This window comes from Pseudomonas sp. PDM16 (assembly GCF_014851865.1).
In the GTDB taxonomy this organism is placed as follows: domain Bacteria; phylum Pseudomonadota; class Gammaproteobacteria; order Pseudomonadales; family Pseudomonadaceae; genus Aquipseudomonas.
The window spans coordinates 317549-343820 of record NZ_JACVAM010000005.1; the positions used below are offsets into that span (position 1 = coordinate 317549).

At 62.6% G+C, this 26272-nt stretch carries 29 protein-coding genes; 8 read left to right on the top strand and 21 right to left on the bottom strand.

From position 1 onward, the window contains the following. Positions 1–52: 52 nt before the first annotated feature. The 12 genes from IB234_RS18640 to ccoN (IB234_RS18695) form a co-directional block, all read right to left on the bottom strand. Positions 53–736 carry a sulfite exporter TauE/SafE family protein gene (locus IB234_RS18640; protein WP_192320702.1) on the bottom strand — a complete coding sequence of 228 codons (684 nt, stop codon included), beginning with the start codon at positions 734–736 and terminating at the stop codon, positions 53–55. Continuing rightward, positions 729–938: a cbb3-type cytochrome oxidase assembly protein CcoS gene (gene ccoS / locus IB234_RS18645; protein ID WP_192320704.1), complete on the bottom strand. Its 210-nt coding sequence runs from the start codon at positions 936–938 to the stop codon at positions 729–731. The genes IB234_RS18640 and ccoS overlap by 8 nt, the downstream gene beginning before the upstream one ends. A gap of 93 nt (positions 939–1031) precedes the next feature. Beyond that, a complete protein-coding gene (locus tag IB234_RS18650; protein ID WP_192320707.1) occupies positions 1032–3431 on the bottom strand; it encodes a heavy metal translocating P-type ATPase in 2400 nt (799 codons plus the stop codon). 12 nt (positions 3432–3443) lie between these two features. Next, on the bottom strand, positions 3444–3947 hold the full coding sequence (locus IB234_RS18655; RefSeq protein ID WP_192320709.1) for a FixH family protein: 504 nt from the start codon (positions 3945–3947) through the stop codon (positions 3444–3446). A gap of 14 nt (positions 3948–3961) precedes the next feature. Next, positions 3962–5377, bottom strand: a complete 1416-nt coding sequence (gene ccoG, locus IB234_RS18660; RefSeq protein ID WP_192320711.1) for a cytochrome c oxidase accessory protein CcoG — start codon at positions 5375–5377, stop codon at positions 3962–3964. Positions 5378–5512: 135 nt separating this feature from the next. Further along, a complete protein-coding gene (gene ccoP / locus IB234_RS18665) occupies positions 5513–6490 on the bottom strand; it encodes a cytochrome-c oxidase, cbb3-type subunit III (protein ID WP_192320712.1) in 978 nt (325 codons plus the stop codon). Beyond that, positions 6487–6672 (bottom strand): cbb3-type cytochrome oxidase subunit 3, encoded by a 186-nt coding sequence (locus IB234_RS18670; RefSeq protein ID WP_192320714.1) that lies wholly within the window; start codon positions 6670–6672, stop codon positions 6487–6489. Before IB234_RS18670 ends, ccoP (IB234_RS18665) begins: the two co-directional genes overlap by 4 nt. Before the next feature lie 6 nt (positions 6673–6678). Beyond that, positions 6679–7296, bottom strand: coding sequence for a cytochrome-c oxidase, cbb3-type subunit II (ccoO, locus tag IB234_RS18675; protein WP_192320716.1), 618 nt, complete (start codon positions 7294–7296; stop codon positions 6679–6681). Next, positions 7296–8738, bottom strand: a complete 1443-nt coding sequence (ccoN, locus tag IB234_RS18680) for a cytochrome-c oxidase, cbb3-type subunit I (RefSeq protein WP_192320718.1) — start codon at positions 8736–8738, stop codon at positions 7296–7298. Before ccoN (IB234_RS18680) ends, ccoO (IB234_RS18675) begins: the two co-directional genes overlap by 1 nt. Positions 8739–9068: 330 nt before the next feature. After that, a complete protein-coding gene (ccoP, locus tag IB234_RS18685) occupies positions 9069–10019 on the bottom strand; it encodes a cytochrome-c oxidase, cbb3-type subunit III (RefSeq protein ID WP_192320720.1) in 951 nt (316 codons plus the stop codon). A gap of 6 nt (positions 10020–10025) precedes the next feature. Beyond that, complete coding sequence (ccoO, locus tag IB234_RS18690) at positions 10026–10640, bottom strand: cytochrome-c oxidase, cbb3-type subunit II (RefSeq protein WP_192320722.1); 615 nt, start codon at positions 10638–10640, stop codon at positions 10026–10028. Then, positions 10640–12079 carry a cytochrome-c oxidase, cbb3-type subunit I gene (ccoN, locus tag IB234_RS18695; protein WP_192320724.1) on the bottom strand — a complete coding sequence of 480 codons (1440 nt, stop codon included), beginning with the start codon at positions 12077–12079 and terminating at the stop codon, positions 10640–10642. The genes ccoO (IB234_RS18690) and ccoN (IB234_RS18695) overlap by 1 nt, the downstream gene beginning before the upstream one ends. A gap of 41 nt (positions 12080–12120) precedes the next feature. Between ccoN (IB234_RS18695) and IB234_RS18700 the strand changes: the two genes are divergently transcribed. After that, entirely contained in the window at positions 12121–12795 is a 675-nt protein-coding gene (locus IB234_RS18700; protein ID WP_192320726.1) for an alpha/beta fold hydrolase, read from the top strand. 61 nt (positions 12796–12856) lie between these two features. Here the strand turns inward: IB234_RS18700 and IB234_RS18705 are convergent, their stop codons facing one another. From IB234_RS18705 to thpR, 3 genes are all read right to left on the bottom strand, one after another. Beyond that, on the bottom strand, positions 12857–13903 hold the full coding sequence (locus IB234_RS18705) for a lipase secretion chaperone (protein WP_192320728.1): 1047 nt from the start codon (positions 13901–13903) through the stop codon (positions 12857–12859). 54 nt (positions 13904–13957) lie between these two features. After that, the gene (locus IB234_RS18710; protein WP_192320730.1) at positions 13958–14899 is read right to left on the bottom strand and encodes a triacylglycerol lipase; all 942 of its coding nucleotides are present in this window, start codon (positions 14897–14899) and stop codon (positions 13958–13960) included. A gap of 268 nt (positions 14900–15167) precedes the next feature. Beyond that, positions 15168–15665 carry an RNA 2',3'-cyclic phosphodiesterase gene (gene thpR / locus IB234_RS18715; protein ID WP_192320732.1) on the bottom strand — a complete coding sequence of 166 codons (498 nt, stop codon included), beginning with the start codon at positions 15663–15665 and terminating at the stop codon, positions 15168–15170. A gap of 166 nt (positions 15666–15831) precedes the next feature. On the opposite strand from thpR, the gene IB234_RS18720 reads away from it, so the two are divergent. Further along, positions 15832–16143 (top strand): hypothetical protein, encoded by a 312-nt coding sequence (locus IB234_RS18720; protein WP_225580677.1) that lies wholly within the window; start codon positions 15832–15834, stop codon positions 16141–16143. Here IB234_RS18720 and greB read toward each other — a convergent pair. From greB to IB234_RS18735, 3 genes are all read right to left on the bottom strand, one after another. Beyond that, complete coding sequence (gene greB / locus IB234_RS18725) at positions 16130–16642, bottom strand: transcription elongation factor GreB (RefSeq protein WP_192320734.1); 513 nt, start codon at positions 16640–16642, stop codon at positions 16130–16132. The two genes, IB234_RS18720 and greB, sit on opposite strands and share 14 nt — an antisense overlap. Before the next feature lie 268 nt (positions 16643–16910). Further along, a complete protein-coding gene (locus IB234_RS18730; protein WP_192320736.1) occupies positions 16911–19403 on the bottom strand; it encodes an ABC transporter permease in 2493 nt (830 codons plus the stop codon). Beyond that, positions 19403–20086, bottom strand: a complete 684-nt coding sequence (locus IB234_RS18735) for an ABC transporter ATP-binding protein (protein ID WP_192320738.1) — start codon at positions 20084–20086, stop codon at positions 19403–19405. The genes IB234_RS18730 and IB234_RS18735 overlap by 1 nt, the downstream gene beginning before the upstream one ends. 10 nt (positions 20087–20096) lie before the next feature. On the opposite strand from IB234_RS18735, the gene IB234_RS18740 reads away from it, so the two are divergent. The 3 genes from IB234_RS18740 (at position 20097) to IB234_RS18750 (ending at position 22066) form a co-directional block, all read left to right on the top strand. Then, complete coding sequence (locus IB234_RS18740) at positions 20097–20702, top strand: arylesterase (RefSeq protein ID WP_192320740.1); 606 nt, start codon at positions 20097–20099, stop codon at positions 20700–20702. A gap of 56 nt (positions 20703–20758) precedes the next feature. Next, positions 20759–21040, top strand: a complete 282-nt coding sequence (locus tag IB234_RS18745) for a hypothetical protein (RefSeq protein ID WP_192320742.1) — start codon at positions 20759–20761, stop codon at positions 21038–21040. A 75-nt stretch (positions 21041–21115) separates the two neighbouring features. After that, complete coding sequence (locus tag IB234_RS18750) at positions 21116–22066, top strand: L,D-transpeptidase family protein (RefSeq protein WP_192320744.1); 951 nt, start codon at positions 21116–21118, stop codon at positions 22064–22066. Positions 22067–22175: 109 nt separating this feature from the next. On the opposite strand, the gene oprI is transcribed toward IB234_RS18750, so the two are convergent. After that, positions 22176–22427, bottom strand: coding sequence for an outer membrane lipoprotei OprI (gene oprI, locus IB234_RS18755; RefSeq protein WP_003448337.1), 252 nt, complete (start codon positions 22425–22427; stop codon positions 22176–22178). A gap of 500 nt (positions 22428–22927) precedes the next feature. Here oprI and IB234_RS18760 point away from each other — a divergent pair, with 500 nt between their 5' ends. After that, complete coding sequence (locus IB234_RS18760; protein WP_192320746.1) at positions 22928–23209, top strand: GNAT family N-acetyltransferase; 282 nt, start codon at positions 22928–22930, stop codon at positions 23207–23209. Between the two features lie 54 nt (positions 23210–23263). On the opposite strand, the gene IB234_RS18765 is transcribed toward IB234_RS18760, so the two are convergent. Both IB234_RS18765 and IB234_RS18770 read right to left on the bottom strand, forming a co-directional pair. Further along, positions 23264–24343, bottom strand: coding sequence for a 3-deoxy-7-phosphoheptulonate synthase (locus IB234_RS18765; RefSeq protein WP_192320748.1), 1080 nt, complete (start codon positions 24341–24343; stop codon positions 23264–23266). Positions 24344–24464: 121 nt separating this feature from the next. Next, positions 24465–24884, bottom strand: a complete 420-nt coding sequence (locus tag IB234_RS18770; protein WP_192320750.1) for a PilZ domain-containing protein — start codon at positions 24882–24884, stop codon at positions 24465–24467. 1 nt (position 24885) lies between these two features. On the opposite strand from IB234_RS18770, the gene IB234_RS18775 reads away from it, so the two are divergent. Together IB234_RS18775 and IB234_RS18780 are read left to right on the top strand one after the other, a co-directional pair. Beyond that, entirely contained in the window at positions 24886–25269 is a 384-nt protein-coding gene (locus IB234_RS18775; RefSeq protein WP_318652051.1) for a thioredoxin, read from the top strand. After that, positions 25269–26207, top strand: coding sequence for a putative 2-dehydropantoate 2-reductase (locus IB234_RS18780; RefSeq protein ID WP_192320752.1), 939 nt, complete (start codon positions 25269–25271; stop codon positions 26205–26207). The genes IB234_RS18775 and IB234_RS18780 overlap by 1 nt, the downstream gene beginning before the upstream one ends. Positions 26208–26272 lie beyond the last annotated feature (65 nt).

Below are 26272 nucleotides of genomic sequence, written 5' to 3' on the forward strand. Positions count from 1 at the left end.
GAGCAGAGATGCTCGAGATCAATCCCGCTTCTTGAGCGACGGTAGGGGGCTGTCAGTGGCCCATCAGCCAATGTTGGTGTGGGCCGGGCATCGTCCAGATGCCGAACAGAATCACCAACACGCCGCCCGCAACACGCACCCCGCGCTTGCGCAACAGGCTGGTCAGTCGTTCCGCCGCCATACCGGTGGCCAGCAATACCGGCCAGGTGCCCAGGCCGAAGGCCAGCATCAGCAGTGCGCTGTCGGTCGGCGAGCCTTGGCTGGAGGCCCATAGCAGGGTGCTGTAGACCAAACCGCATGGCAGCCAGCCCCAGACGGCGCCTAGCAGCAGCGCACGCGGCAGGCTGCTGACCGGCATCAGGCGACTGGCGATAGGTTGCAGGTGGCGCCAGAGGTGGCGGCCGAGACCTTCGATGCGGGTCAGTCCGCTCCACCAGCCTGCCAGGTACAGACCCATGGCGATCAGCAGCAGCGCGGCGATCACGCGCAGAACCATAGCAGCCGGACTGCTGGCCACGGCCCAGCCCGCGAGTCCAATCAACAGGCCGGCACTGGTATAGCTGAGGATGCGGCCAAGGTTGTAGGCCAGCAGCAGGCGAAAGCGGTGGGCGCGTTGTTCGGGGGGAATGGCCAGGGTCAGTGCGCCCATCAGGCCACCGCACATGCCCAGGCAGTGGCCGCCGCCGAGCAGGCCGAGGATCATGGCCGACATCAGCAGCGGGGCCAGCTCAGGCACGCGGCTCTTCCTGGGTGGTTTCGTCCTTGTCGGCCTCGGCGATACCAGCCTTGTGCTGCGGGTCTTCGTCGTCGAACAGGATGCTGTGGGCCGGGCTGTCCAGGTCGTCGTACTGGCCGTTGTCCACGGCCCAGACGAACAGCCAGATGGCGAAGCCTACCAGGGCCACGGCAATCGGGATCAGGATGTAGATGGCAGACATGGAGTCTCCGGATACGTACCAGGCTTGGGGTGGATATCGCTGTTTACATCCACCATTGCAGCGTTGTGGTGGATCGATGAAACGCGATCCACCCTACAGACGGGCCAGGCGCAGGGCGTTGAGCACCACCAGCAGCGAGCTGACCGACATGCCGAGCGCGGCCCAGAGCGGGGTGACCCAGCCGAGGGCGGCGAACGGCAGCACCAGGCCATTGTACAGAGTCGCCCAAGACAGGTTCTCGATGATGATGCGGCGTGTGCGGCGGGCGAGGGCGAAGGCTTGCACAAGGCTGCCGAGACGGTTGGACAGCAGCACGGCGTCGGCGCTGGTCTTGGCCAGGTCGGTGGCGCTGCCCATGGCCACGCTGATGTCGGCGCCGGCCAGCACCGGTACGTCGTTGACTCCGTCTCCGAGCATCAGGACTCGCCGGCCACGTTCATGCAGGTCCTTGAGTACGGCGAGTTTGGCATCTGGCGTCAGTCCGCCCCGGGCGTCGTCGATGCCCAGCTGGCGCGCCACTTCACCGACCATGGGCGAGGTGTCACCTGACAGCAGGATGATCTGCCAGCCTTGGGCGCGGCAGGCGGCGAGTAACTCGGGCGCGTCCTCGCGCAGGCGATCACCAAGGACGAACCAGGCCAGTGGTCCGTGTTCGTCACCAAGCAGCAGCCACTGCCCATGCTCGCCGGGAATGCTCGGTGCGCCATGGCCGGCCAGTGCGGCGACATAGGTCGGCTGGCCGATGCGCAGGCGGCGGCCGTCAAGTACACCTTCCAGACCTTGACCTGGCTCGCTGACCAACTGTTCGGCGGTACGCGCGCTGTGGCCGAAAGCACGGGCGATGGGATGTTCCGAGCCCTGTTCGAGCGCCGCCGCCAGAGCCAGGCAGGTGTCGGCGTCCAGCTCACGCAGGGGCTCGATGTGCTCCAGGGTCAGGCGCCCCTCGCTGAGGGTGCCGGTCTTGTCGAAGATCACCGTGTCGATGTGCTTCAGGCCTTCCAGCACGTGGCCGCGGGTCAGCAGCAGGCCAAGCTTGTGCAGGCTGCCGGTGGCGGTGGTGAGGGCCGTGGGCGTGGCCAGCGACAACGCACAGGGGCAGGTGGCGACGAGCAACGACAGCACGATCCAGAAAGCCCGCTCACTATCGATCTGCCACCAGACCAGGCCGACCACGGCTGCCAGGCCGAGCACGATGATCAGGAACCACTGGGCCACACGGTCGGCCATCTCGGCCATCGGCGGCTTGTCCGCCTGGGCGCGTTCGAGCAGGCGGACGATGGCGGACAGGCGGGTATCGTTGCCCAGGGCTTCGACCTGCACGGTCAGCGGGCCTTCGACATTCAGCGTGCCGGCGGTGACGGCGTCGCCTTCGCTACGGGCCAGCGGCAGGTATTCTCCGGTGAGCAGTGATTCGTCGACGCTGGACTGGCCGGCAACGATGCGCCCGTCCGCCGGCAGCTGGGCGCCGGGCGGTACGAGCACGCGGTCGCCGACCGCCAGCTCGCGCAGCAGGATGCGTTGGCTCTGGCCGCTGTCGTCCAGGCGCAGGCACGAGGGCGGCAGCAGGCTGACCAGCTGCGCGGTGGCCGCGGCCGTGCGCTCGCGGGCGCGTCGTTCCAGGTAGCGGCCAGCGAGGAGGAACAGGGCGAACATGCCCACCGCGTCGAAATACAGCTCGCCGACGCCGGTGACGGTCGACCAGATGCCGGCCACGTAGGCGCCGCCGATGGCCAGCGACACCGACACGTCCATGGTCAGGTGACGCGTGCGCAGGTCGCGCAGGGCGCCTCGGAAGAACTGGCCGCAGCAATAGAAGACGATGGGGGTGGTGAGAAACAGGCTGGTCCAGCGCAGGATCTTGTCCAGCTCCGGCGAGAGGTCCACGTTGAATTCCGGCCAGGTGGCCATGGTCGCCATCATTACCTGCATCCACAGCAGGCCGGCGATGCCGATCTGGCGCAGTGACTTGCGATTTTCGGCAGCCAGGCGCTCGCTGGCTTCGTCCGCCTGCCAGGGATGGCCCGCATAGCCGATGCGACGCAGTTCGGCGAGCAACTGGCTGAGGGGCAGTTGGCTGTCGGACCAGCGTACCTGTAGTCGCTGATTGGAGAGGTTGAGATTGGCCTCGGCGATGCCGGGCAGCGTGCGCAGGTGTTTCTCGATCAGCCAGCCGCAGGCGGCGCAGCTGATGCCTTCGATGAGCAGGCTGGTCTCGCTGAGCTCGCCCTCGTGCTGGACGAAGCCCTGCTGCACCTCGTCGCGGTCATACAGCGCCAACTCTTCCGGCAGGGCCTTGGGCAGGCTCTGCGGATTGACCGCGTTGTCGCTGCGATGCTGGTAGTAGTTCTCCAGCCCGCCGGCGACGATCGCTTCGGCCACGGCCTGGCAGCCCGGGCAGCAGAAGGCCCGCGGCTGATCCAGGACGCGGGCCTCGAAACGGCTGCCGGCAGGAACCGGCAGGCCACAGTGGTAGCAGGGAAGGGGGGCGCTCATGCTGGGCTGGAATTACTCGCCGAGCTGGATGCGCTGGCCGCTGGCCACTTGCTCTTCCTCAAACAGACGCCAGTCCTTGCCGCCCTCCTGGCCGATCAATTCGACGAAGCGGCGGCCCTCGATGGCGTCCAGCAGGTTGCCGGTGTAGCTGCCGTCGCCCTGGGGCTGCAGCACCACGCGACGATCGCGGTCCGGTTGGGTCGGCGAAATCAGGTTGAGCAGCAGTTGCGGCGGATTGCTGTAGCCCTGCAGGTGAAGGGTGGCGGTGCCTTGCTCGTTGTCCATTACCAGATCGGCCTTGAGCTTGAGGCGCTGGGCCAGCTCTTCACGCTCGAGCGAGGTGTTGATGCCCTTGCCCACGTCGTAATAGTTGTCCGACAGCAGCCCCGGAGGGTTCTTGGTGGCGATCACCAGCATGCTGGTACCGAGGACCACGGACATGCCGAGGATACCGAGGATGAGCCAGACCCAGGTGACTTTGTACCAGGGGATGACCGGATCTTGTTGCGACGACATGCGGAGACCTATGTTCAACGTATGCTGGGGCCGATGAAGCGGCTGTCAGCGTCGTTCTCGATGGACGAATCTTCCAAGGCGTGGACCTTGAACAGTATTTCATTGGCGCTGGAAGGCAGCTTCTCCGGGGGAATGGAAAGCTCCACCGGAATCGACAGTACCTCGCCAGCAGCGGCCTTGACCTCGCTCTTGCCTTCGTACTCGATGCCGTCGATGCCTTCGACGGAGATCACGTAGGTCAGGTCGCGCTGGGCCTTGTTCATCAGCTTCACGGTGTAGACGTTCTCGATGTGGCCTTCCTCGTTCTCGCGATACAGCACGCGGTCCTTGAGGACATCGACTTCCACCAGCGAGCGGCTGGCCACGGCCCAGGCGAACAGGCCGATCATAGCTACCAGTGCGGTGGCGTAGCCTATCAGGCGCGGGCGCACCAAGTGCGTCTTCTGGCCGGAAAGATTGTGTTCGGTTGTGTAGCTGATCAGGCCGCGTGGGTAGTTCATCTTGTCCATGATTGCGTCGCAGGCGTCGATGCAGGCGGCACAGCCGATGCACTCGACCTGCAGGCCGTCACGGATGTCGATGCCGGTCGGGCAGACCTGGACGCACATGGTGCAGTCGATGCAATCACCCAGACCTTCGGCCTTGTAGTCGGCAGTCTTCTTGCGCGGGCCACGGTGTTCGCCACGGCGTGGGTCGTAGGAGACGATCAGGGTGTCCTTGTCGAACATCACGCTCTGGAAGCGGGCATAGGGGCACATGTAGATGCACACCTGCTCTCGCAGCCAGCCAGCGTTGCCGTAGGTGGCCAGGGTGAAGAAACCGACCCAGAAGTAGGCCCAGCCATCGGCCTCACCGCTGAGCAGGCTGGGCATCAGGTCGCGGATCGGCGAGAAGTAGCCGACGAAGGTCAGGCCGGTGACCAGGCCGATGAGGATCCACAGGCTGTGCTTGGCAGCCTTGCGAGCAAACTTGTTGGCGCTCATCGGCGCCTTGTCCAGCTTCATGCGCTGGTTACGGTCGCCCTCGGTGATCTTCTCGCACCACATGAAGACCCAGGTCCATACGCTCTGCGGGCAGGTGTAGCCGCACCAGACGCGACCGGCGAATACGGTGATGAAGAACAGGCCGAAGGCACAGATGATCAGCAACCAGGACAGCAGGGCGAAGTCCTGCGGCCAGAAGGTGGCGCCGAAGATGAAGAATTTGCGCTCCGGCAGGTTCCACCAGACGGCTTGACGCTCGTTCCAGTTTAACCAGACGGTGCCGAAGTAGAGCAGGAACAGGAAGGCTCCGCCGCCCAGCCGCAGGTTGCGGAACATGCCGGTGAAGGCACGGGTGTAGATTTTTTCGCGACTGGCGTAGAGGTCGACGGATTCGCCGCTCTTGGCCGGGGGAGGGGTGATGTTTCGGACGGGGATCTGTTCGCTCATCAGGAGTCGTACCACGGCTTGGGTGAGTGCTCTTCCGATACTTGCCGGAGGAGTCAGAATTTCACGTCACTATGGTACGCCTGATCGAGCGTTACCCGGGTGCGACCAGCGGTCGCGTCCCGGGCGGGTGGAGCCTTATTTCTCGACAGCTGCGTCGGTCTTGCCGTGCGACAGGCTGTAAACGTAAGCGGCCAGCAGGTGCACCTTGTCTTCGCTGCCCACGTACTGCAGCTGCGCCGGCATGTTGCCGCTGCGGCCATAGCGGATGGTCTGCTGCAGTTGAGCGTAGCTGCTGCCGTAGATGAACGCGCTCGGGTTGGTCAGGTTCGGTGCGCCCATGGCCGGGGTGCCGGTGCCTTCCTTGGTGTGACAGGCGAAGCAGACGCTTTCGAACACTTGCTTACCAGCGGCCACATCGGCGGTGACGCCTTCCGGCAGCTTGCGGCCGGCCAGCTCGGTCAGCACGTAGGCGGCGACGTTGCGCACGCCTTCTTCACCAATGGTCGGTGCCTGGGCAGGCATCATGCCGTGGCGGCCACCGATGATGGTCTGTTTGATGGTTTCCGGTTCGCCACCCCAGCGCCATTCGCTGTCGGTGAGGTTGGGGAAGCCATAGGCGCCCTTGGCGTCGGAGCCGTGACAGACCGAGCAGTTGGAGGCGAACAGGCGGCCACCCATTTTCAGGGCTTGCTCGTCCTTGGCCACTTCCTCGATCGGCATGTTGGCGTACTTGGCGTAGATCGGTGCGTACTGCTTGTCGGCGCGAACCATCTCGCGCTCCCACTCGTGCACACCGGTCCAGCCGCTCTCGCCGCTGCTGAACGGTTTGCCATCGCCGGCTTCGTTGTAGCCCGGCAGCATGCCTTTCCAAGTGCCCAGGCCAGGGTACAGGGCCAGGTAGCCGAGGGCGAAGATGATGGTGCCGATGAACAGCAGGAACCACCATTTCGGCAGCGGATTGTCGAACTCCTCGATACCATCGAAGGAGTGGCCGACGGTTTCTTCGGTGGTGTCGGCACGCTGGCCCTTACGGACACCGAAGATCAGCGCGGTGAGTGCGGCAATGGTGCCGAGGCTCAGTACGCTGATATAGATGCTCCAGAACAAAGTCATTCTTTATTGCTCCCAGAATCTTGCTCGTCACGCTTCTTGGCTGGGACGTCATCGGCGAACGGCAGGTTGGCCGCCTCGTCGAAGCTGCTCTTGCGCTTGCTGTTGTAGGCCCAGAGCACCACGCCAACGAAGGCGATGAAGACTACTGCGGTGCCGATGCCGCGAATCATCCCGATATCCATAGCGCGTTACCGTTTGTTCTTGATCGAGGTACCCAGGCCTTGCAGGAAGGCGACCAGGGCGTCCATCTCGGTTTTGCCTTTGACGGCATCACGAGCGCCAGCGATATCCTCGTCGGTGTACGGCACGCCCAGGGTGCGTAGAGCTTTCATCTTGGCGGCAGTGTCCTTGCCGTCGAGCTTGTTCTCTACCAGCCACGGGTAGGCCGGCATCTTCGATTCCGGAACCACGTTGCGCGGGTTGTACAGGTGGGCGCGGTGCCAGTCGTCCGAGTAGCGGCCGCCGACGCGGGCCAGGTCCGGACCGGTACGCTTGGAGCCCCACAGGAACGGGTGGTCCCAGACGCTTTCGCCGGCGACGGAGTAGTGGCCGTAGCGCTCGGTTTCTGCACGGAACGGACGGATCATCTGGGAGTGGCAGCCAACGCAGCCTTCCTTGATGTAGATGTCGCGGCCTTCCAGTTCCAGAGCGGTGCGCGGCTTCATGCCTTCCACCGGGGTATTGGTGACGTCCTGGAAGAACAGCGGCACGATCTGGGTCAGACCACCGATGCTCACGGCCAAAACCATGCCGATGGCCAGCAGGCCGATGTTCTTCTCGAAAATCTCGTGTTTGCTACCGGCCATCAGTGCGCAACCTCAGCAGGGATCAGGGCAGCGGCTTCGTACTCGGCCTGCTTCGCGGCACGTACGGTACGCCAGGTGTTGTAAGCCATCAGCAGCATGCCGGTGAGGAAGAACGCGCCACCGATCATGCGCACCAGGAAGCCCAGGTGGCTGGCCTCGAGCGCCTCAACGAAGGAGTAGGTGAGGGTGCCGTCTTCGTTGACCGCACGCCACATCAGACCCTGAGTGATGCCGTTGACCCACATGGAGGCGATGTACAGCACGGTGCCGATGGTCGCTAGCCAGAAGTGCGCGTTGATCAGGCCGATGCTGTGCATCTGCTCGCGGCCGAAGACTTTCGGGATCAGGTGGTACAGGGAGCCGATGGAGATCATCGCTACCCAGCCGAGGGCGCCGGCGTGTACGTGGCCGATGGTCCAGTCGGTGTAGTGGGAGAGGGCGTTGACGGTCTTGATGGCCATCATCGGGCCTTCGAAGGTGGACATGCCGTAGAAGGCCAGCGATACCACCAGGAAGCGCAGGATCGGGTCGGTGCGCAGCTTATGCCAGGCGCCGGACAGGCTCATCATACCGTTGATCATGCCGCCCCAGCTCGGAGCCAGCAGAATAAGGGACATCACCATGCCGAGGGACTGGGCCCAGTCCGGCAGGGCGGTGTAGTGCAGGTGGTGCGGACCGGCCCAGATGTACAGGGTGATCAGCGCCCAGAAGTGCACGATGGACAGGCGATAGGAATAGATCGGACGCTCGGCCTGCTTGGGTACGAAGTAGTACATCATCCCCAGGAAGCCGGTGGTCAGGAAGAAGCCCACGGCATTGTGACCGTACCACCACTGCACCATGGCGTCGGTTGCACCGGCGTACAGGGAGTAGGACTTGGTCAGGGTAACCGGGATTTCCATGCTGTTGACGATATGCAGCATGGCGGTCACCAGGATGAAACCGCCGAAGAACCAGTTACCCACATAAATGTGTTTGGTCTTGCGCTTCACGATGGTGCCGAAGAATACCGCGGCGTAGGTGACCCAGACGATCGCCAGGAGGATGTCGATCGGCCACTCCAGCTCGGCATACTCCTTGGAGGAGGTGTAGCCCAGCGGCAGGGTGATCACCGCCAGCACGATCACGGCTTGCCAACCCCAGAAGGTGAAGGCGGCCAGACTGTCGGAGATCAATCGAGTCTGGCAGGTGCGCTGAACCACGTAGTAGGACGTGGCGAACAGGGCGCAACCACCGAAGGCGAAGATCACCGCGTTGGTGTGCAGCGGGCGCAGACGGCCGAAGCTGGTCCACGGCAGGTTCAGGTTGAGTTCCGGCCACACGAGCTGTGCGGCAATGAACACTCCAAGACCCATCCCGATGACCCCCCAGATTACCGTCATAACGGCGAACTGGCGGACCACCTTATAGTTATAAGCAGTCTGACTGATTGCTGTGCTCATGCTAGGGGTACCACGGTTAATGGAATTTTATAGGGCAAAAAAGCGGCGGCAAGTATGGAGAAACGGGGTATCCATTGCAACGCCGGATGCCTGTGCGATCAGGGCCTTAGCGGCTTCTGATGCGCCCTTAAAACATTCCTGTTTCGGTCTTCGTGGCCCGGTCAGGCAGATGCCAAAGAGGGGCATAGCCTAGGAATTGTTGCCGGGTGCGACTGATTTGGCAGCTTAGACCAAGTCGTACGGGGCGGTGTGCAATCGGTCAGTGAGGTGCGACATCGGGTCGCATTAGCGGAGGAGTACGGGCGCCGAGTGGCGCCCGCGGAGGGTGGATCATTCGCTAGCCAGTTTCTCCTCGGCCGGCTGGGTCTTCTGCGACAGGCTGTAGACGTAGGCGGCGAGCAGGTGAACCTTGTCTTCGCTACCGACGTACTGCAGCTGAGCCGGCATATGGCCGGTACGGCCGTAGCGGATGGTCTGCTGCAGTTGCGCGAAGCTGCTGCCGTAGATGAACGCGCTCGGGTTGGTCAGGTTCGGTGCGCCCATGGCTGCCGTACCTTTACCGTCCGCGCCATGGCAGGCGAAGCAGTTGCTGGCGAAGATCTTCTGACCCGCACCGACGTCGGCGGTTTCGCCTTCCGGCAGTTTGCGGCCAGCCAGTTCGGTCAGCACGTAGGCGGCGACGTTTACGACGCCTTCTTCGCCGATCATCGCGGCTTGCGGCGGCATCATGCCGGTACGGCCGCTGGTGATGGTCTGCTTGATCGAGTCCGGGGTACCGCCCCAGCGCCACTCGTTGTCGGTCAGGTTGGGGAAGCCATGGTTACCCTTGGCATCGGCACCGTGACAGACCGAGCAGTTGGAGGCGAACAGGCGACCGCCCATCTTCAGCGCGCGCTCGTCTTGAGCGACTGCTTCCACCGGCATCTTGGCGTAGCCGGCGAAGATCGGACCGTATTCCTTGTCGGCTTTGTCCATTTCGCGTTCCCACTGCTTGACCTGGGTCCAGCCTTCGGAATAGCCCGGCAGGATGCCGGAGAACTTGCCGAGGCCCGGATACAGCAGCAGATAGAGGCCTGCGAAGATCAGGGTGCCGAGGAACAGCATGAACCACCACTTGGGCAGCGGGTTGTCATATTCCTCGATGCCGTCGAAGGAGTGACCCATGGTCTGTTCGGATTGGCCGGGGCGTTCGCCGCTGCGGGTGGCGAAGAGCAGCCACACCAGGGCGATCAGGCTGCCCAGGGTGAGCACGGTGATGTACCAGCTCCAGAAAGTGGTCATGTCCGATTACCTCTTGTTCTTCAGACTGGTGCCGAGGACCTGCAGGTAGGCGACCAGCGCCTCCATTTCGCTCTTGCCCTTGACCGATTCCTGGGCGCCGGCGATGTCCTCGTCGGTGTAGGGCACGCCGAGGGTGCGCAGACCACTCATCTTGGCCGCGGTGTCTTTGCCGTCGAGGGTGTTCTCGACCAGCCACGGGTAGGCCGGCATCTTCGATTCCGGAACCACGTTGCGCGGGTTGTACAGGTGGGCGCGGTGCCAGTCGTCCGAGTAGCGGCCGCCGACGCGGGCCAGGTCCGGACCGGTACGCTTGGAACCCCACAGGAACGGGTGGTCCCAGACGCTTTCGCCGGCGACGGAGTAGTGGCCGTAGCGCTCGGTTTCGGCACGGAACGGACGGATCATCTGGGAGTGGCAGCCAACGCAGCCTTCCTTAATGTAGATGTCACGACCTTCCAGTTGCAGAGCGGTGTAGGGCTTCATGCCCTTGACCGGCTCGTTGACCACGTCCTGGAAGAACAGTGGAACGATCTGGGTCAGACCGCCGATGCTCACTGCGAAGATCATCATGAGGGCCAGCAGGCCGACGTTCTTCTCGAGTATTTCGTGCTTACTGCTCATTAGTGGGCGACCTCTGCAGGAATCAGGGCTTCAGAGTCGTATTCGGCCGGCTTGGCGGCGCGTACGGTCAGCCAGGTGTTCCAGGCCATCAGGAGCATGCCAAGGAAGAAGATGGCACCGCCCAGAACTCGGACTACGAAGCCGATGTGGCTGGCTTCCAGGGCTTCGACGAAGGAGTAGGTGAGGGTGCCGTCGTCGTTCACTGCACGCCACATCAGGCCTTGAGTGATGCCGTTGACCCACATGGAGGCGATGTACAGCACGGTACCGATGGTGGCGAGCCAGAAGTGCGAGTTGATCAGCGCCAGGCTGTGCATCTGCTCACGACCGAACACCTTCGGGATCAGGTGATACAGCGAGCCGATGGAGATCATCGCTACCCAGCCGAGGGCGCCGGCGTGTACGTGGCCGATGGTCCAGTCGGTGTAGTGGGAGAGGGCGTTGACGGTCTTGATGGCCATCATCGGGCCTTCGAAGGTGGACATGCCGTAGAAGGCAAGCGATACCACTAGGAAGCGCAGGATGGGGTCGGAGCGCAGCTTATGCCAGGCGCCGGACAGGGTCATCATGCCGTTGATCATGCCACCCCAGCTCGGAGCCAGCAGAACCAGAGACATCACCATGCCGAGGGACTGGGCCCAGTCCGGCAGGGCGGTGTAGTGCAGGTGGTGCGGACCGGCCCAGATGTACAGGGTGATCAGCGCCCAGAAGTGCACGATGGACAGGCGATAGGAGTAAACCGGGCGCCCGGCCTGCTTCGGCACGAAGTAGTACATCATCCCCAGGAAGCCGGCGGTCAGGAAGAAGCCCACGGCGTTGTGACCGTACCACCACTGCACCATGGCGTCGGTTGCACCGGCGTATAGGGAGTAGGACTTGGTCAGGGTGATCGGCAGTTCCAGGTTGTTGACGATGTGCAGGATCGCCACGGTCAGGATGAAGCCGCCGAAGAACCAGTTGCCCACATAGATGTGCTTGGTCTTGCGCTTCAGCAGGGTGCCGAAGAAGACCAGCGCGTATGCTACCCAGACGATGGTGATGAGGATGTCGATCGGCCATTCCAGTTCGGCGTATTCCTTGGAGCTGGTCCAGCCCAGTGGCAGGCTGATGGCCGCCAGGACGATAACCAGCTGCCAACCCCAGAAGGTGAAGGCGGCGAGCTTGTCGGAGATCAGACGGGTCTGACAGGTGCGTTGCAGCGAGTAGTAGCTGGTGGCGAACAGAGCGCAGCCACCGAAGGCGAAGATCACCGCATTGGTATGCAGTGGCCGAAGCCGGCCGAAGCTGGTCCACGGCAGGTTTAAGTTCAGTTCAGGCCAGGCCAGCTGGGCGGCGATGAACACGCCGAGCCCCATCCCGACTATGCCCCAAACCACCGTCATAATGGCGAACTGGCGGACAACTTTATAGTTGTAGGCCGCAGTGCTGGTTGTGTTCATGTGTTGGGCTTCCATCCACGGTTATGAAAAGCAGGGCAAGCATGAGTAATGGCAAGATGATGGTTATTGACGGGGATCAATGCCGAGCTCGGGGATGGCTGTGGAACGGGGCGGACACGATGTCGCAGGGGGTGTTGATCCTCGCCCACGGTGCCGGTGCGCCAATGGACAGCGCGTTCATGCAACGCATGGCTGAACTGCTGGCGGAGCGTGGGGTGAGCGTCCTGCGTTTCGAGTTTCCCTACATGGCAGAGAGGCGGCTGAATGGCGGCAAGCGCCCGCCAAATCCGCAGGCGCAACTGCTGGACAGCTGGCGCGCGGTGTGGCGCGAGGTTCGCGAGCAGGTGACAGGACCGGTGGCCATTGGCGGCAAGTCCATGGGCGGGCGCATGGCCAGCCTGTTGGCGGACGAGCTGGGCGCAGATGCGCTGGTTTGCCTGGGCTACCCCTTCTATGCGGCGGGCAAGCCGGAGAAGCCCCGCGTGGCGCATCTGGCGCAGCTGCAGACACGCACGCTGATCGTGCAGGGTGAGCGCGATGCCTTGGGCAATCGGGAAACCGTGAGTAGCTATGAGCTGGCGCCGAGCATCGTTTTGCACTGGCTGGCGGCTGCCGACCATGACCTGAAGCCGCTCAAGTCATCGGGCTTCGACCATGAGCAGCATCTGCGGAGTGCCGCGGAGGCAGTGGTGCAGTTTCTGGGATGGCGCCGCTAGCCGTTGCCAGTGCTGTCACGAAAGAGGTGTCACGCGGACCGGCAAGTGCGGCCGGCACGTATCACGGTACGTTTCTGTTCACCTCGGCCTCCCGGCTCTGGGCCAGTTGTTCGGCTGCTTCCAGTCGCAGCATCTCACGCTGGTCGAAGCGCTCTTTCGCCATTCTGCTGATGCTGGCTTGCTTGTCCTCATCGCTGAGCCCGCTGTTCTCGATATGGGCTTTCTCGCGACGATAATCGTCAATGCGCTGCTGCCACTGCTGGCGCTTCTGGTCCAGCACCTCCAGGCGCGCGGTGGCTTCGGCACCGACCAGCTGCAGACGCAGCTGCTGGATCTGCGCCGGGTCGGCACCCTGGGCTTGTAATGCCGCGGTCTGCTGGCGTAGTTCGGCTTGCAGCTGAGGCACTACCATCTCCTGCATCTCCTCCGGCAGGCCATCGCGCAGGCGATCCATTGCCTGCGCTTTCTGTTGATCGTCCAGCGACTGGTCGTGACGGATCGCCAGGCGCTGCAGGGTGAACAGGTTGTAGGCCTCCTCCTGGGCGAAGAAGGCCTGGTGCGCCTCGCTGCTGAAGATGCTGGCGCGCAGGTTCTGCACGGCCTGCTCGCGCTGTCGCATGGCGTCCAGGCTGGCCATCTGTGGCAGGTCCTTCTCCAGCTGGATCAGTTGGCGCTTGTAGTCCAGGTACTGCTCCAGTAGGGCCAGCGCCTGGCTCTCGGCCGGCTCGTCGAGTTGACTGCGGATGTAGGCCTGCAGGCGTTCGATGCTGGTCCCGATGGTCTCCTCGCCATAGGCGCTGAGGAAGTAATCGAAGATGCGCCGGATATCCATGCTGATCAGCAGGTTGCCGGCTTCGTCGAGACGGAACTGGCCGTCCACCTGGGTTCCGGCAAAGGATGGCGGCAGCGGGGTGATGCCCGCAGTCAGCGCCGGTGGCTCTTGCGCGTTGGTTTCGGGCTGGGGGGGCGCCATGCGCGCCGGTGGCTCGGTGGGCGCTTGTTGCGGCGCAGAGGGCGAGCCCTGCGGTTCGAGGGGGTTGAAGTAGAGAGTGGTGGCAACGCCCACCCCGATGAGCAGGGGCACGGCCAATAGCAATGGCTTGTTCACGGCGAGACTCGGCAGGAGAAAACATCGGGGCCCGTACGGGCCCCGATTCTTGGCTCAGAGGCCGGCCAGCTTGAGGCGGTTGGCCTGCTGGCGATACACGGTGACCGGATCGGTCTCGAACAGACTGGTCAGGCCGAAGGTTTGGTTGACCTCGTCGAGGTGGTTCATCCGGTAGTTGTCGCGAATCACCATGCCCATGTGCGAGCTGCAGCGCCCGACCAGACCATCGTTGGGCTCGTCGAAGGTGAGCGAGCTGGCGCCCATCAGGATGTCGCTGACATCGAGGATGTTGGTCAGCGGGCTGGTGCCGCTCCACGAGTAGTAGCTGACACCGTTGACCTTGTAGGCCCCTTCACCGCAGGAGCTGGTCGGAATGCCTTGGGGGAACTTGGCGTTGAACACCGCCGCTCCCTGGCTGTTGAGGGATTCGAGTGAGCCCAGGGCGTTCTGCGGAGCCTTGCTCGGGCTGCCGGAAAGGAAGTGGATCAGCGTGCCGAGGCCATTGACGATGCCGGCAACCAGGGCCTCTCCGGCAGAGCCGGGCGGAATCTGGCGGAGGAAGTCGGCAGTGTCCGAGCCCTTGTGGGGTGCGCCGACGCTGGTGACCGAGGCGACCAGATCAGGGCGGATCGCGGCGACATAGCGGATGGTCGGGCCTCCATGGCTATGGCCGACCAGGTTGACCTTGCCCTTGCCGCTGATGGCGGCGATCTCTTCGACCTGATCCAGCAGCTCTTCACCGCGCAGTTCGGATGTGTTCAGCTGGCTGACCTGGGTGACGTAGACGCTGGCACCGTCCGAGCGCAGCGAGGATGGGATGCCGTACCAGTAGTCGACGCCGAGGATGCTGTCGAAGCCCAGCATGCCGTGGGCGAGAACGATCGGGTACTTGGTCTTGGTGTAGCCGGTAGAGCCGAACAGTCCGGCATCAGCCTGGCCGGACAGCAGCAGGCTGCTTCCGACACAGAGGGCGAGCAGAGTCTTCTTATTATTCATCGGTTGCTCTCGAACGGTGAGTAGGCAGTGATCCGTCCTTGTCCAGCCATCCGCTCCCTCCTGGAGTCGGTACTGCAGCAGGAGGCAATGGGCATGATCTGTGCCAAAACCTATCGATTTAGAACGAAGGCTCTAAACGGGCGTTTGCGGTGAAGACCGCATGGTTATTGGCTTCCCGCTTCGCCTGTGGGTTGTTACCGAGGGAAACAGGCGTTCCCCCTCTTCGGGAGGGTGACTGCGTTTCCGGAAGCTGATTGGCGGGTTCGGGTCAGGCCAGAGGCCACCGCTTCAAGGGGTGATATAGGCACTTTTCGGACTGGTAAAGCACGAACTCATCGACGTTCCATGCATAGGCTGGTGCAGCCACTCGTTCCGGCAAATGGCTCTCTCTTGCCAACGTCAGGTGTGGTTTGTAGTCGCGGTTCTCGATCGGCATGCCGGCCTCGGCAAGGAGCTGTTGAAGGCCATCGGCCAATGCCAGGAGTTGCTCGGGTGGTTGGCTAGGCGCCAGATGCAGCAGACCGCCGTGCCAGCAGTCGAGGCGATCCAGCCGCAGTTCGAAGGCGAGTTCGGCCAGCGGCAGCCGAGCCGGCAACTGCTCCAGCAGTGCCAGCCGGCTCTCTGGCAGATGGCCCAGGAATGCCAAAGTCAGGTGCAGGTTGCCGGCGGGGACGGGCTGGCCGGCGAATTGCTGGCCCTGGCGCCACGTGTCGACTCGCGTGGCGATGTGGGCGGGGCAAGGCAGGGCGTAAAAGAGTCGCAGCATAGGCATACCTTGACAGTGGTGGGCGGCATTCCTAGGATCGCACCCCATAGCGCCGATTTAAGAGCAACTTGCGGGGCGCTGCCCGGTTGGGCGAATACCGCTAAAGCGCTGGCCGGTGTCGCCTCCCACCGCAGTCCGGCGGGACTATGAGGCTGAGACTGCATCCATGAGCTGCCCTCGCACGCATTTGCATTTTTCCCCTTTGCCGCGCACTGCGGTCAATCGCCATCCCCATGTGCTGCTTGTCGGCAGCCATCAGCCCCGCCTGCTCAAGAGTCTCGAGGGCTGGCCCAAACAGTGGTCGGGGGCACGCAATTTCCTGATCCGTTTCTCGGGCGCTGACGCGCGGGAACTCTCCCGCTTGCCGGCCAATGCCTTCGACCTGGTGGTGGTCGGTGTGGAGGCGCAGCCGATGGGCGATGAACTGATCGAGCAGTTGGTGCGGGTCGCGCGCCAGGGTTTGATCAGCCTGCGCTGAGCGTCGGGTAGTCGATGGCGGTGATGTAGAACTCCTGCTCGCCACCAGGCGCCTGCACTCGTACCTCGGCGTCCAGCGCTTTGCCCACCAGGGCGCGGGCCAGGGGTGAGTCGATGCTGATCAATCCGAGCTTGAGATCCAGTTCGTCGGGACCGACGATGCGGTAGCGCGACTCGGCGCCATCTTCGTCCTCCAGGGTCACCCAGGCGCCGAAGTAGACCTTGTTCGGGTCGGCCGGCGGGGCATCCACCACCTTGAGATTCTCCAGGCGTTTGGTGAGAAAGCGCACGCGACTGTCTATTTCGCGGAGCATCTTCTTGCCGTAGATGTACTCGGCGTTTTCCGAACGATCGCCGAGGGCGGCAGCCTCGCTGACTGCCTGGGTCACTTGAGGGCGGCGCACGTGCCAGAGCTCGTGCAGTTCTTCGCGCAGGCGGGCCTCGCCCTCAGGCGTGATCAGTGGAGTACCAGCGGTACGGGGCGGACGGTAACGGCTCATGGTGCTCGCGAGATATGAAGGTCGGGCGATTCTAGGTTCTGTAAGAAAGCTCGTCGAGCGAAGGTCAGTCAGGCTAAGCGCTGCCGAAAAGGCTTGTAGAGGCAGCAGACGGGACGTGAAAGCGAGTCACTCGCTATTAATGAGCATGACTCGCTACGCTCGCCCTTCTGTGCCAGATCATCGTGTGACTAGAGGCGGCCTGCTTCACCGAGCTTCGGTGAAGCAGGGGGCGAGCGCAGGTAGATCCTGTGCAGGCTCAGGCTGAAGCTCAGACTTCTCGCAGCACGGTCAGCGGTGATGCGTTCAACGCCTTGCGTGTGCCCCACACACCGGCCCCGCCTACCAGTAGAGCGCCGATAAGTGGCAACAGCAGCAGCCAGGGGTGGGGTTGCCACTGTAGCTCCATGGCATAGCGATAGAGCAGGAAGCTGACCAGCTCGCAGCCGACGGCGGCCAGTAGACCGCTGCCGGCACCGAGCAGGCCGAACTCGGCGCGGCGGGCTCTCAGCAGCAGGCGCCGCTCGGCACCAAGGGCGCGCAGCAGCGCACCTTGGCGCAGGCGTTCGTCGAGGGTCGACTGTAGGCCGGCGAACAGTACTGCCAGGCCAGCGGCCAGGACGAACAGCAGCACATACTCAACCGCCAGGCTGACCTGGGCCATGATGCTGCGCAGCTGCTCCAGCAATGCCTCGACCTGTAGCAGGGTGACGGCCGGGAACTCGCGCGACAGCTCGACCAGTTGCTTTTCGCTGCGTGGCGGCAGGTAGAAGCTGGTCAGGTAGGTGGCGGGCAGATCCTGCAACGTATCCGGTTCGAAGATCATGTAGAAGTTCGGCTGGAAGCTATCCCACTCGACCTGGCGCAGGCTGGTGACCCGGGCCTGCTTCTCCATGCCGCCGACACTGAAGGTGAGTGCATCTCCCAGCTTCAGGCCCAGGCTTTCGGCCAGTTCGGACTCCACCGAAACGCCGGGCTGCTCTCCCGGTTGCTGGGGCTGCCACCAGTGTCCGTCGAGCAATACGTTGCCCTCGGGAAGCTCGGCGGCCCAGGTCAGACTGAGATCGCGCTGGATGGCTCGCTCGCCCTGACTGTCCTTGCTGACGATGCCTTTTACCGGCTCGCCATTGATCATGGTCAGTCGCCCGGCGACTATCGGGTACAGCGGGGCTGGATGGGGCGACAGCTGTTCGAGGCGCGCGGCGAACGCAGCACGCTCGTCCGGCAGCACATTGAGGGCGAAGTGGTTGGGAGCTTCTGGCGGCAACTGATCCTGCCAGGTGTCGAGCAGCTCGCCACGTAGCAGGGCGATCAGGCTCATGGCCAGCAGGATCAGGCCGAAGGCCAGCGACTGTCCCGCCGCAGCCAGCGGGTGGCGCAGCAGCTGCCCCAGGCCCAGTCGCCACGGCAGGGAGGCACGTGCCAGCAGGCGGCGCAGGGCGTTCAGCCCCAGCAGCAAGATGCCGCCCAGCAGCAGGGTGGCGAGCAGGCCGCCACCGAGCAGGCCCAGAGTCAGCTTCAGGTCCAGGCTCAGTCGCCACATGATCAGCCCCAGTGCGAGCAGGGCCGCCCCGTAGACCAGCCAGGAACTGGGCGGAATCGGAAGCAGGTCGCGGCGCAATACTCGTAGTGGCGGCACGCGACCCAGAGCGGCCAACGGCGGCAGCGCGAAGCCGGCCAGGGCAACCAGTCCGGTGGCGATACCGGCCAATGCCGGTAATAGTCCGCCCGGGGGAACCCCGGGTGGTAGCAGCCCCTGCAGCAGTTTGAACAGCACCAGTTGGCCAATCCAGCCGAGCAAGGCGCCTGCTAGGCTGGCGAGCAGGCCGAGCATGGCCAGCTGTAGGCCGAACAGGCTCAGGGCTTCGCGGCGTGACAGGCCCAGGCAGCGCAGCAGGGCACTGGTGTCGAAACGGCGCGCGGCAAAGCGTGCGGCCGATAGGGCAACAGCGACGCCGGCCAGCAGCACGGCGGCCAGGCTGGCGAGATTCAGATAACGCTCGGCACGGCCGAGCGCGCCGCCGATCTGCCGGTTGCCATCGCGGGCATCTTCCAGGCGCTGGTGGGCGGCAAGGCCTTTCTCGGTGGCCTCGCGATAACGTGCCAGGATATCGGCCTCACCGCGCCAGAGGTCGCGATAGCGTACTCGGCTACCCGGCTGTACCACTCCGGTGGAGGCGAGATCGTCCATATGTATCAGCACGCGTGGCGTGAGGCTGTAGAAATCACCGGCCCGATCGGGCTCGTGGGTCAGTACGCGGGTCAGGCGCAACTGCCGATTACCAACTTCGATGTCCTGGCCGACCTTCAGGTCCAGCGCGGCGAACAGGCGGGCTTCGGCCCAGGCCTCGCCCGGCTTGGGGCCGCCACCGGGTTGTTCCGGAGCATAGGGTTCGGCGGCGCTCTTCAATTCTCCGCGTAGCGGATAACTGCCGTCGGCGGCCTTGATGCTGGCGAGCTGGATACCCTGTACGCCGGCGATGACGCTGGCGAATTCGACCACCTGTGCATGTTCGAGCCCCAGTTTGCGGCCGACCTCAATCTGCTCGGGGGTGGCAGGCGCGCTACCGTTCAGGACCAGATCGGCACCGAGAAACTCGGTGGCACGCAGCAACATGGCGCCGTTGAGGCGAGCGCCGAAGTAGCCGATGGCGGTGCTGGCGGCGACAGCCACCAGCAGGGCGAAGAACAACACGCGCAACTCGCCAGCGCGTGCGTCGCGCAGCAGTTGACGCCAGGCGAGGGCAAGCAGGCGAGCGGCCATCAGGGTTCCACGCTGTCGACGAGATGCCCGGCTTCCAGGCGGATCAGGCGGTGGCAGCGATGGGCCAGGCGCTCGTCGTGGGTGACCAGGACCAGGGTGGTGCCGCGTTCCTTGTTCAGTTCGAAGAGCAGGTCGCTGATGCGCTCGCCGGTGTGGCTGTCGAGGTTGCCGGTGGGTTCGTCGGCGAACAGGATCGCCGGCTCGGCGGCAAATGCCCGGGCAATGGCTACACGTTGCTGCTCACCACCGGACAGCTGGCGCGGGTAGTGGCCGAAGCGTTGTCCCAGGCCTACTCGCTCCAAGAGCGAGGCAGCGCGCTGGCGGGCATCGCCGCGGCCTTCCAGCTCCAGCGGCAACATGACGTTTTCCAGGGCATTGAGGTTGTCCAGCAGTTGGAAGGACTGGAATACGAAGCCGACATGTTCGGCGCGTACGCGTGCGCGGCGATCCTCATCGAGTGATTGCAGTGCATGACCTGCCAGCTCCACCTCGCCAGCGCTGGGCAGGTCGAGCCCGGCGAGCAGGCCGAGGAGGGTAGACTTGCCGGAGCCGGAGCTACCGACGATGGCCAGGCTGTCGCCGCTGGCCAGCTCGAGGGAGAGGTCGTGGAGGATGGCCAGTTCGCCTTCCGTGCTGGGTACCACTTTGCTAAGGTGCCGCGCAGTAAGAATGCTTGCGCTCATGGAGAGTCCGATGCGTGCATTGTGGATGAGCGGTGCGCTGACACTGTTGCTGTGGGCACAGGGCGCACTGGCCGGCACCGTCCTGGTCGTCGGCGATAGTATCAGCGCCGGTTTGGGACTGGATACCCGACAGGGTTGGGTTGCATTGCTGCAGAATCGCCTGGAAGAGGGTGGTTTCGAGCATCAGGTGGTGAACGCCTCGATCAGTGGCGACACCAGTTCGGGTGGCTTGGCGCGCCTGCCGGCGCTGCTTTCACAGCATCAGCCGCAGTTGGTGATTATCGAGCTGGGTGGCAATGATGGTCTTCGGGGGCAGCCTCCTGCGCAATTGCAACAGAATCTTGCCCGTATGGTGGATGCCTCCAAGGCTTCGGGTGCTGGCGTGCTGTTGCTGGGCATGCGTCTGCCGCCGAACTATGGCCAGCGTTATATTCAGTCCTTTGCTCAGGTGTTTGCGGATGTTGCCGCGGACAAACAGGTACCGTTGGTGCCGTTCCTGCTGGAAGGAGTGGGTGGTGTGCCGGGCATGATGCAGGCGGATGGCATTCACCCGGCGGTGGCTGGTCAGCCGAAGATGCTGGAGAACGTCTGGCCGACGCTGGAACCGTTGCTCTGAGCCTTCCCCGTCTGCTGGCTTTCGGCTATCGTGGCGACCCCGCTCCGGAGCCCTGAATGCCGCGTCCCGCCTGGTCCCTGTATGCCTATCAGTTGATCGTGCCAGATGAACAGCTCGACCTGTTTGCCTGCCGCGAGGCGAAGGTGCATCTGGTGGCCAGACAGCTGGAGCTGGGCGGTTTTGCAGACCGTACATTGTGTGGCGGATTGTTGCCGGCGCTGCCCGTCATGCGCTCGGTGACCAAGGCAGGCCTGCGTGACAGACGCCTTTGCCCCGTTTGCCGTGATGCCCTGGATGCGCAGCGGCGCGGTGAGCGGCTTCCCTGGTCCGGTGCCTGATGGCTCCCGGCCGCGTGACGGCCCGTGTACAATTCCCGACCTCACTCATCAGCCATTCACCCCAAGGATTAAAGGATGTTGTCGCTTGCTCGCTCGCTGAGCCTTGCCAGCCTGGCAGTCGTCGGCCCCGCCGCTGCGCTTGAATTGCCTCTGCCGCCTCCTGGCGAGGATATTGTTGGCCAGGTCCAGGTGATCAAGGCCAGGTACGAGGACACCTTCGCCGATATCGCCACTGCCAGCGATCTGGGCTATCTGGAAATGGTTGCCGCCAATCCGGGTGTGGATCCTTGGCTTCCGGGTGAGGGTAGCGAGATCATTCTGCCAACTCGCTACATCCTGCCGCCGGGGCCTCGCGAGGGCATCGTGATCAATCTGGCCGAATACCGCATGTACTACTTTCCGAAAGGGCAGAACGTCGTGCACACGTTCCCGCTGGGAATCGGTCGTGAAGGCTGGGGCTCTCCTATCGCCCACACGACGGTGACGGCGAAGACGCCGAATCCGGGTTGGACTCCGCCGGCATCCATTCGCGCAGAACATGCTGCCGATGGCGACCCGTTGCCAGCCTATGTGCCGCCCGGCCCGGATAATCCGCTGGGACCTTTCAAGTTCACGCTGGGTACTCCTGGCTACCTCATCCATGGCTCGAACAAGAAGTTCGGCATCGGGATGCGCGTCAGCCATGGCTGCTTCCGCATGTTGAACAACAACGTGCTCGAGCTGGCGAAGATGGCGCCTGTGGGTACCTCGGTTCGAATCATCAACGAGCCTTACAAGTTCGGCTTCAGTGGCGGCAAGGTGTACCTCGAGGCACATGCGCCGCTTACGGATGAGGGTGAGCCGTCGGTGGTGGACAAGCATACTGCAGTGATCAATGCGCTACTGAAGAACGAAGCGATGGGCGGCAGCATGCGTCTGGACTGGGAGATGGTCCGAGAGGTGGTGGCTTCGGAAGATGGAATTCCAATCGAGATCGCCACTCCTGACGAGGCGATTGCAAATCACGGTGAAGCGCTAACTTTCTAATCGAGTACAAAGGTCTGTTGAGAAGTTACAACGGATCTTTGCTTGAGGGTGGTCAATAAAAAAGCCGACCCGGTAACCCGGATCGGCTTTTTCAAAGCCTTCGCAAGAATTACTTGCGGCTGGCTTTTTCCAGCATGCGCAGAGCGCGCTCGTTGGCTTCGTCAGCAGTTTGCTGAGCCTTCTGAGCAGCGGCCAGAGCTTCGTCGGCTTTGCGGTAGGCTTCGTCAGCACGAGCCTGAGCGCGAGCAGCGGCGTCTTCGGTAGCGGTCAGACGGGCTTCGGTTTCTTTGGATACGCTGCTGCAACCGGTAGCCAGAACGGCGGCCAGGGCCAGAGCAGAGAATTTCAGAACGTTGTTCATCGTGTTCCCCTTAAGGTGGACTTTCCATGAAAAGCAATTCCCCGAGCTTGGGAAATTAGCCGAGCCACATACTACCCGTTACTCTGTGTAAGTAAAACGAGTGGCGCTAGCTATGGAGAAAAAAATCGTTGCCACCCGCGTTTTTTGTTTAAAAAACATACAGTTTCATCGTTTCTGCAGCATCTTTAGCCTATCGCCAGAAGCTATTTGTGAAACAGGTATATTCAGGCAACTTCGATGTGCTGTTCTTGTCGTAGTTTCTCTGGCTGCCCCCCCCATTGTTTCGGTTTTTTATGATCAACTATGAGTCGATGCATTGACTCAATAGGCAGTCGGTTGCGGAGCGTTGCTGATCAGTGCGCTTCAATCGGTTAGGCGTGTGCAGGCGAAGCATGTTCTACCGCGTGTTCTGGAGGGGTAGGTTGCAGAGATAGGTATTTCTCCAACCGTAAAAGATCGGATAAGGTAAAGGTTGTTACAACGTCTACTGGGGAGATGAAATGAGCGAAGGGTTGTCCATCCACCATGACCAGGCGGGTCATCAATTCGAGGCTGTAATCGACGGCCACCGCGCCTATCTGGCCTATATGGATCTGGGCAAGCAGACGCTCGACATCTACCGTACCTTCGTTCCAAACGCTCTGCGTGGTCGCGGTATTGCTGCTGCGTTGACTGAAGAGGCGCTGGTGTTCGCCGAGTCCATGGGCTACACGGTGATTCCTTCCTGTTCCTACGTCGAGCGCTATCTGGAGCGGCGCCAGCGCCAGCAGCTCAAGCACTGAGTTTTCCGAAATAAAAACGCCGGGCATTGCCCGGCGTTTTTATTTCTACCGTGATCAGCTGCTGCGCTGACGTTTCGGCAGTACGTCCTTGAGCTTGGCGTGCATGCTGAGCAGGGTCTTCTCGGTAGTGTCCCAGTCGATGCAAGCATCGGTAATTGAAACACCGTACTTGAGATCGCACAGGTTCTTCGGGATCGACTGGCTGCCCCAGCCCAAGTGGCTCTCCACCATCAGGCCCACAATGGAGTTGTTGCCTTCGAGAATCTGGTTGGCCACGTTCTCCATGACCAGCGGCTGCAGAGCAGGGTCCTTGTTGGAGTTGGCGTGGCTGCAGTCGACCATGATGTTCGGGCTGATCTTGGCTTTGGCCAGTTCCTGTTCGCAGATGGCGACGCTGACCGAGTCATAGTTGGGTTTACCGTTGCCACCGCGCAACACCACATGACCGTAAGCGTTGCCTTTGGTGGTGACGATCGATACGCCGCCTTCCTGGTTGATGCCGAGGAAACGGTGCGGGCTGGAGACCGACTGCAGGGCGTTGATCGCTACGGTCAGACCGCCGTCAGTGCCGTTCTTGAAGCCCACTGCCGAGGACAGGCCCGAGGCCATTTCACGGTGGGTCTGGGATTCAGTGGTGCGGGCGCCGATGGCCGACCAGCTGATCAGGTCCTGCAGGTACTGCGGGGAAATCGGGTCGAGCGCCTCGGTGGCGGTCGGCAGGCCCATCTCGGCCAGGTCGCGCAGGAGCTGGCGGCCGATGTGCAGGCCATCTTGGATCTTGAACGAGTCATCCAGGTATGGGTCGTTGATCAGGCCTTTCCAGCCGACCGTGGTGCGCGGCTTCTCGAAATACACGCGCATGACCAGGAACAGGCTGTCGGAAACCTCGGCGGCCAATACCTTGAGGCGCTCGGCATATTCGTGGGCGGCCTTGATATCGTGGATGGAGCAGGGGCCGACCACCACGAACAGGCGATGATCCTTGCCATCGAGAATGTCGCGAACGACCTGGCGGCCGTTGGCAACGGTACGCTGGGCGGCTTCGGTGAGGGGGATTTCGCGCTTGAGCTGCGCCGGGGTGATCAGGGTTTCATTGGATGAAACGTTAAGATCGTCAATCGGTAAATCAGCCATCGTGGTACTCGTCAGGTCACGGGAGCCGAGCGCCTCTTCAGGCGGAATCATGGGGCGCAGCGGGGGACAGGCACCTTAACGCGTTCGAGGCCGGCTAGACAATGGGCGCAAGCGGCCGGAGTCAGTGGATTTGCGTGCTGGGGAACTCGGCAGCATGCATTGCGATCCACTCGCGAGCGACAGCTTCCACCTCCAGCACCGTGCCCAACTCCTGCTCGCGCTGGTGGCGATAATGCTCTATCTGGCATACCTGCTCGACCATGCGTGCGCGAAATAGGGTGTCTTCGTCGATGAAGGCAATGCCGACCAGATAGTGCTCCGCCTGCTTGCGGCACCAGGCCACAACACCGGGATAGCGGGCCTGCTCGCCGAGAACCGGGATGCGTAGCTCCACTGCTGTGCCTTTGCGGAAGCCTTTGGTGGAATTGCAGGCCACCCCGCCTAGGCTGATATTGTTCAGCCGTTGCCGTGGCAGGAAGGCGTGCTTGCGTTGAACGAGTTCAACCGGCATGTCGCTAGGGTGACGTAAAAAACGACGCATTGTGACTACTCCGGATGCCATCCTTTTGCCATCAGTCGAAAACAGTATAGTGCCTAGCCTGGAGCTGACGGATCTGGACGCCGACCGCCGGTTACTGGAGCTGCCAGGCACCTCCTTGTTGATATTCACCAGCACAGGTTGTGCCAGTTGTCGTTGGACTCGTCGCAAATTGCCTGTAATGAATCTTTCCATAGACCGGTTGTGCTGGGTGGATGCAGGCACCAATGGCGGCCTGGTGCAGCGTTATGAGGTTTTTCACCTGCCTAGCCTGTTTCTGGTCCGTGACGGCCATTTCCTTGGCAGTTTGCAATGCCCGCTTGATCGATCCGGGCTTTCTGCAGGGCTTCAGCAGGCAATAGATCGTTCCCCCGAGGAGTTACCTTGATGCGTCAACGTATTGGCATAATCGGAACCGGTGCTATTGGCGGCTTCTACGGTCTGATGCTGGCCAGGGCTGGCCATGATGTGCATTTTCTTCTGCGTAGCGAATACTCGGTAGTGGCGCAGCGCGGACTTAGTCTGAACAGTGCGGTGTATGGTGAATTGTATGTCCATCCCGTGCAGGCCTGGAACAGAGCCGAGGACATGCCTTCCTGCGAGTGGCTGCTGGTGGGGGCCAAGACGACCAGCAACGCCGAACTGGCCCCGATCATTGCCCGGGTGGGTGCGCCGGGTGCCAGGGTGGTTCTGCTGCAAAATGGCCTTGCCGTCGAGGACCAGTTGCGGCCGCTGCTACCGGACTCGCTGCATCTGCTGGGTGGACTCTGCTTTATTTGTACACATCGGGCAGCGCCGGGCGTGATTGAGCACCAGGCGTTGGGCGCCGTGAATCTGGGTTATCACTCCGGGCCGGTTTCGACTGCCGACGAGCGTCGGGCGGTGGTCGAGGAGGGGGCTTCGCTGTTTCGTTCCGCAGGGCTCGAGTCGACCGCCATGGCAGACCTCCAGCAGGCTCGCTGGCAGAAGCTGGTATGGAATGTACCGTACAACGGTCTCTCGGTTCTGTTGGATGCGGGCACTACACGACTTATGGCCAGTGCCGACAGCCGTGCGCTGATTCTGGCGCTGATGCAGGAAGTAGTGCATGGAGCGGCATCCTGCGGGTATCACCTGCCTGATGGGTACGCAGAAAAGTTGTTGGCCGTGACCGAGCAGATGCCGGATTACCTGCCCAGCATGCATCACGACTTCAAGCATCGCCGGCCTCTGGAGCTGGATGCCATCTATGCTGCTCCGCTTGCGGCTGCCGATTTGGCTGGCTGTGAATTGCCGAGGATGCGCATGCTCTATCAGACCCTGCGTTTCCTCAGCTCATCGGAGTGACGGTTTCGTCGGCGTGATGTCGCTTGAGTCAGTCGTCTATTGGCGCTGCTAAGCTCAGATTGGCC

What these genes read in the sequence shown, in the direction of transcription:
- ccoS (WP_192320704.1), bottom strand. Translation starts at nt 938, where the DNA reads ATGTCTGCCATCTACATCCTGATCCCGATTGCCGTGGCCCTGGTAGGC.
- IB234_RS18650 (WP_192320707.1), bottom strand. Translation starts at nt 3,431, where the DNA reads ATGAGCGCCCCCCTTCCCTGCTACCACTGTGGCCTGCCGGTTCCTGCC.
- IB234_RS18655 (WP_192320709.1), bottom strand. Translation starts at nt 3,947, where the DNA reads ATGTCGTCGCAACAAGATCCGGTCATCCCCTGGTACAAAGTCACCTGG.
- ccoG (WP_192320711.1), bottom strand. Translation starts at nt 5,377, where the DNA reads ATGAGCGAACAGATCCCCGTCCGAAACATCACCCCTCCCCCGGCCAAG.
- ccoP (WP_192320712.1), bottom strand. Translation starts at nt 6,490, where the DNA reads ATGACTTTGTTCTGGAGCATCTATATCAGCGTACTGAGCCTCGGCACC.
- IB234_RS18670 (WP_192320714.1), bottom strand. Translation starts at nt 6,672, where the DNA reads ATGGATATCGGGATGATTCGCGGCATCGGCACCGCAGTAGTCTTCATC.
- ccoO (WP_192320716.1), bottom strand. Translation starts at nt 7,296, where the DNA reads ATGGCCGGTAGCAAACACGAGATTTTCGAGAAGAACATCGGCCTGCTG.
- ccoN (WP_192320718.1), bottom strand. Translation starts at nt 8,738, where the DNA reads ATGAGCACAGCAATCAGTCAGACTGCTTATAACTATAAGGTGGTCCGC.
- ccoP (WP_192320720.1), bottom strand. Translation starts at nt 10,019, where the DNA reads ATGACCACTTTCTGGAGCTGGTACATCACCGTGCTCACCCTGGGCAGC.
- ccoO (WP_192320722.1), bottom strand. Translation starts at nt 10,640, where the DNA reads ATGAGCAGTAAGCACGAAATACTCGAGAAGAACGTCGGCCTGCTGGCC.
- ccoN (WP_192320724.1), bottom strand. Translation starts at nt 12,079, where the DNA reads ATGAACACAACCAGCACTGCGGCCTACAACTATAAAGTTGTCCGCCAG.
- IB234_RS18700 (WP_192320726.1), top strand. Translation starts at nt 12,121, where the DNA reads ATGAGTAATGGCAAGATGATGGTTATTGACGGGGATCAATGCCGAGCT.
- IB234_RS18710 (WP_192320730.1), bottom strand. Translation starts at nt 14,899, where the DNA reads ATGAATAATAAGAAGACTCTGCTCGCCCTCTGTGTCGGAAGCAGCCTG.
- thpR (WP_192320732.1), bottom strand. Translation starts at nt 15,665, where the DNA reads ATGCTGCGACTCTTTTACGCCCTGCCTTGCCCCGCCCACATCGCCACG.
- IB234_RS18720 (WP_225580677.1), top strand. Translation starts at nt 15,832, where the DNA reads ATGAGCTGCCCTCGCACGCATTTGCATTTTTCCCCTTTGCCGCGCACT.
- greB (WP_192320734.1), bottom strand. Translation starts at nt 16,642, where the DNA reads ATGAGCCGTTACCGTCCGCCCCGTACCGCTGGTACTCCACTGATCACG.
- IB234_RS18730 (WP_192320736.1), bottom strand. Translation starts at nt 19,403, where the DNA reads ATGGCCGCTCGCCTGCTTGCCCTCGCCTGGCGTCAACTGCTGCGCGAC.
- IB234_RS18735 (WP_192320738.1), bottom strand. Translation starts at nt 20,086, where the DNA reads ATGAGCGCAAGCATTCTTACTGCGCGGCACCTTAGCAAAGTGGTACCC.
- IB234_RS18740 (WP_192320740.1), top strand. Translation starts at nt 20,097, where the DNA reads ATGCGTGCATTGTGGATGAGCGGTGCGCTGACACTGTTGCTGTGGGCA.
- IB234_RS18745 (WP_192320742.1), top strand. Translation starts at nt 20,759, where the DNA reads ATGCCGCGTCCCGCCTGGTCCCTGTATGCCTATCAGTTGATCGTGCCA.
- IB234_RS18750 (WP_192320744.1), top strand. Translation starts at nt 21,116, where the DNA reads ATGTTGTCGCTTGCTCGCTCGCTGAGCCTTGCCAGCCTGGCAGTCGTC.
- oprI (WP_003448337.1), bottom strand. Translation starts at nt 22,427, where the DNA reads ATGAACAACGTTCTGAAATTCTCTGCTCTGGCCCTGGCCGCCGTTCTG.
- IB234_RS18760 (WP_192320746.1), top strand. Translation starts at nt 22,928, where the DNA reads ATGAGCGAAGGGTTGTCCATCCACCATGACCAGGCGGGTCATCAATTC.
- IB234_RS18765 (WP_192320748.1), bottom strand. Translation starts at nt 24,343, where the DNA reads ATGGCTGATTTACCGATTGACGATCTTAACGTTTCATCCAATGAAACC.
- IB234_RS18770 (WP_192320750.1), bottom strand. Translation starts at nt 24,884, where the DNA reads ATGCGTCGTTTTTTACGTCACCCTAGCGACATGCCGGTTGAACTCGTT.
- IB234_RS18780 (WP_192320752.1), top strand. Translation starts at nt 25,269, where the DNA reads ATGCGTCAACGTATTGGCATAATCGGAACCGGTGCTATTGGCGGCTTC.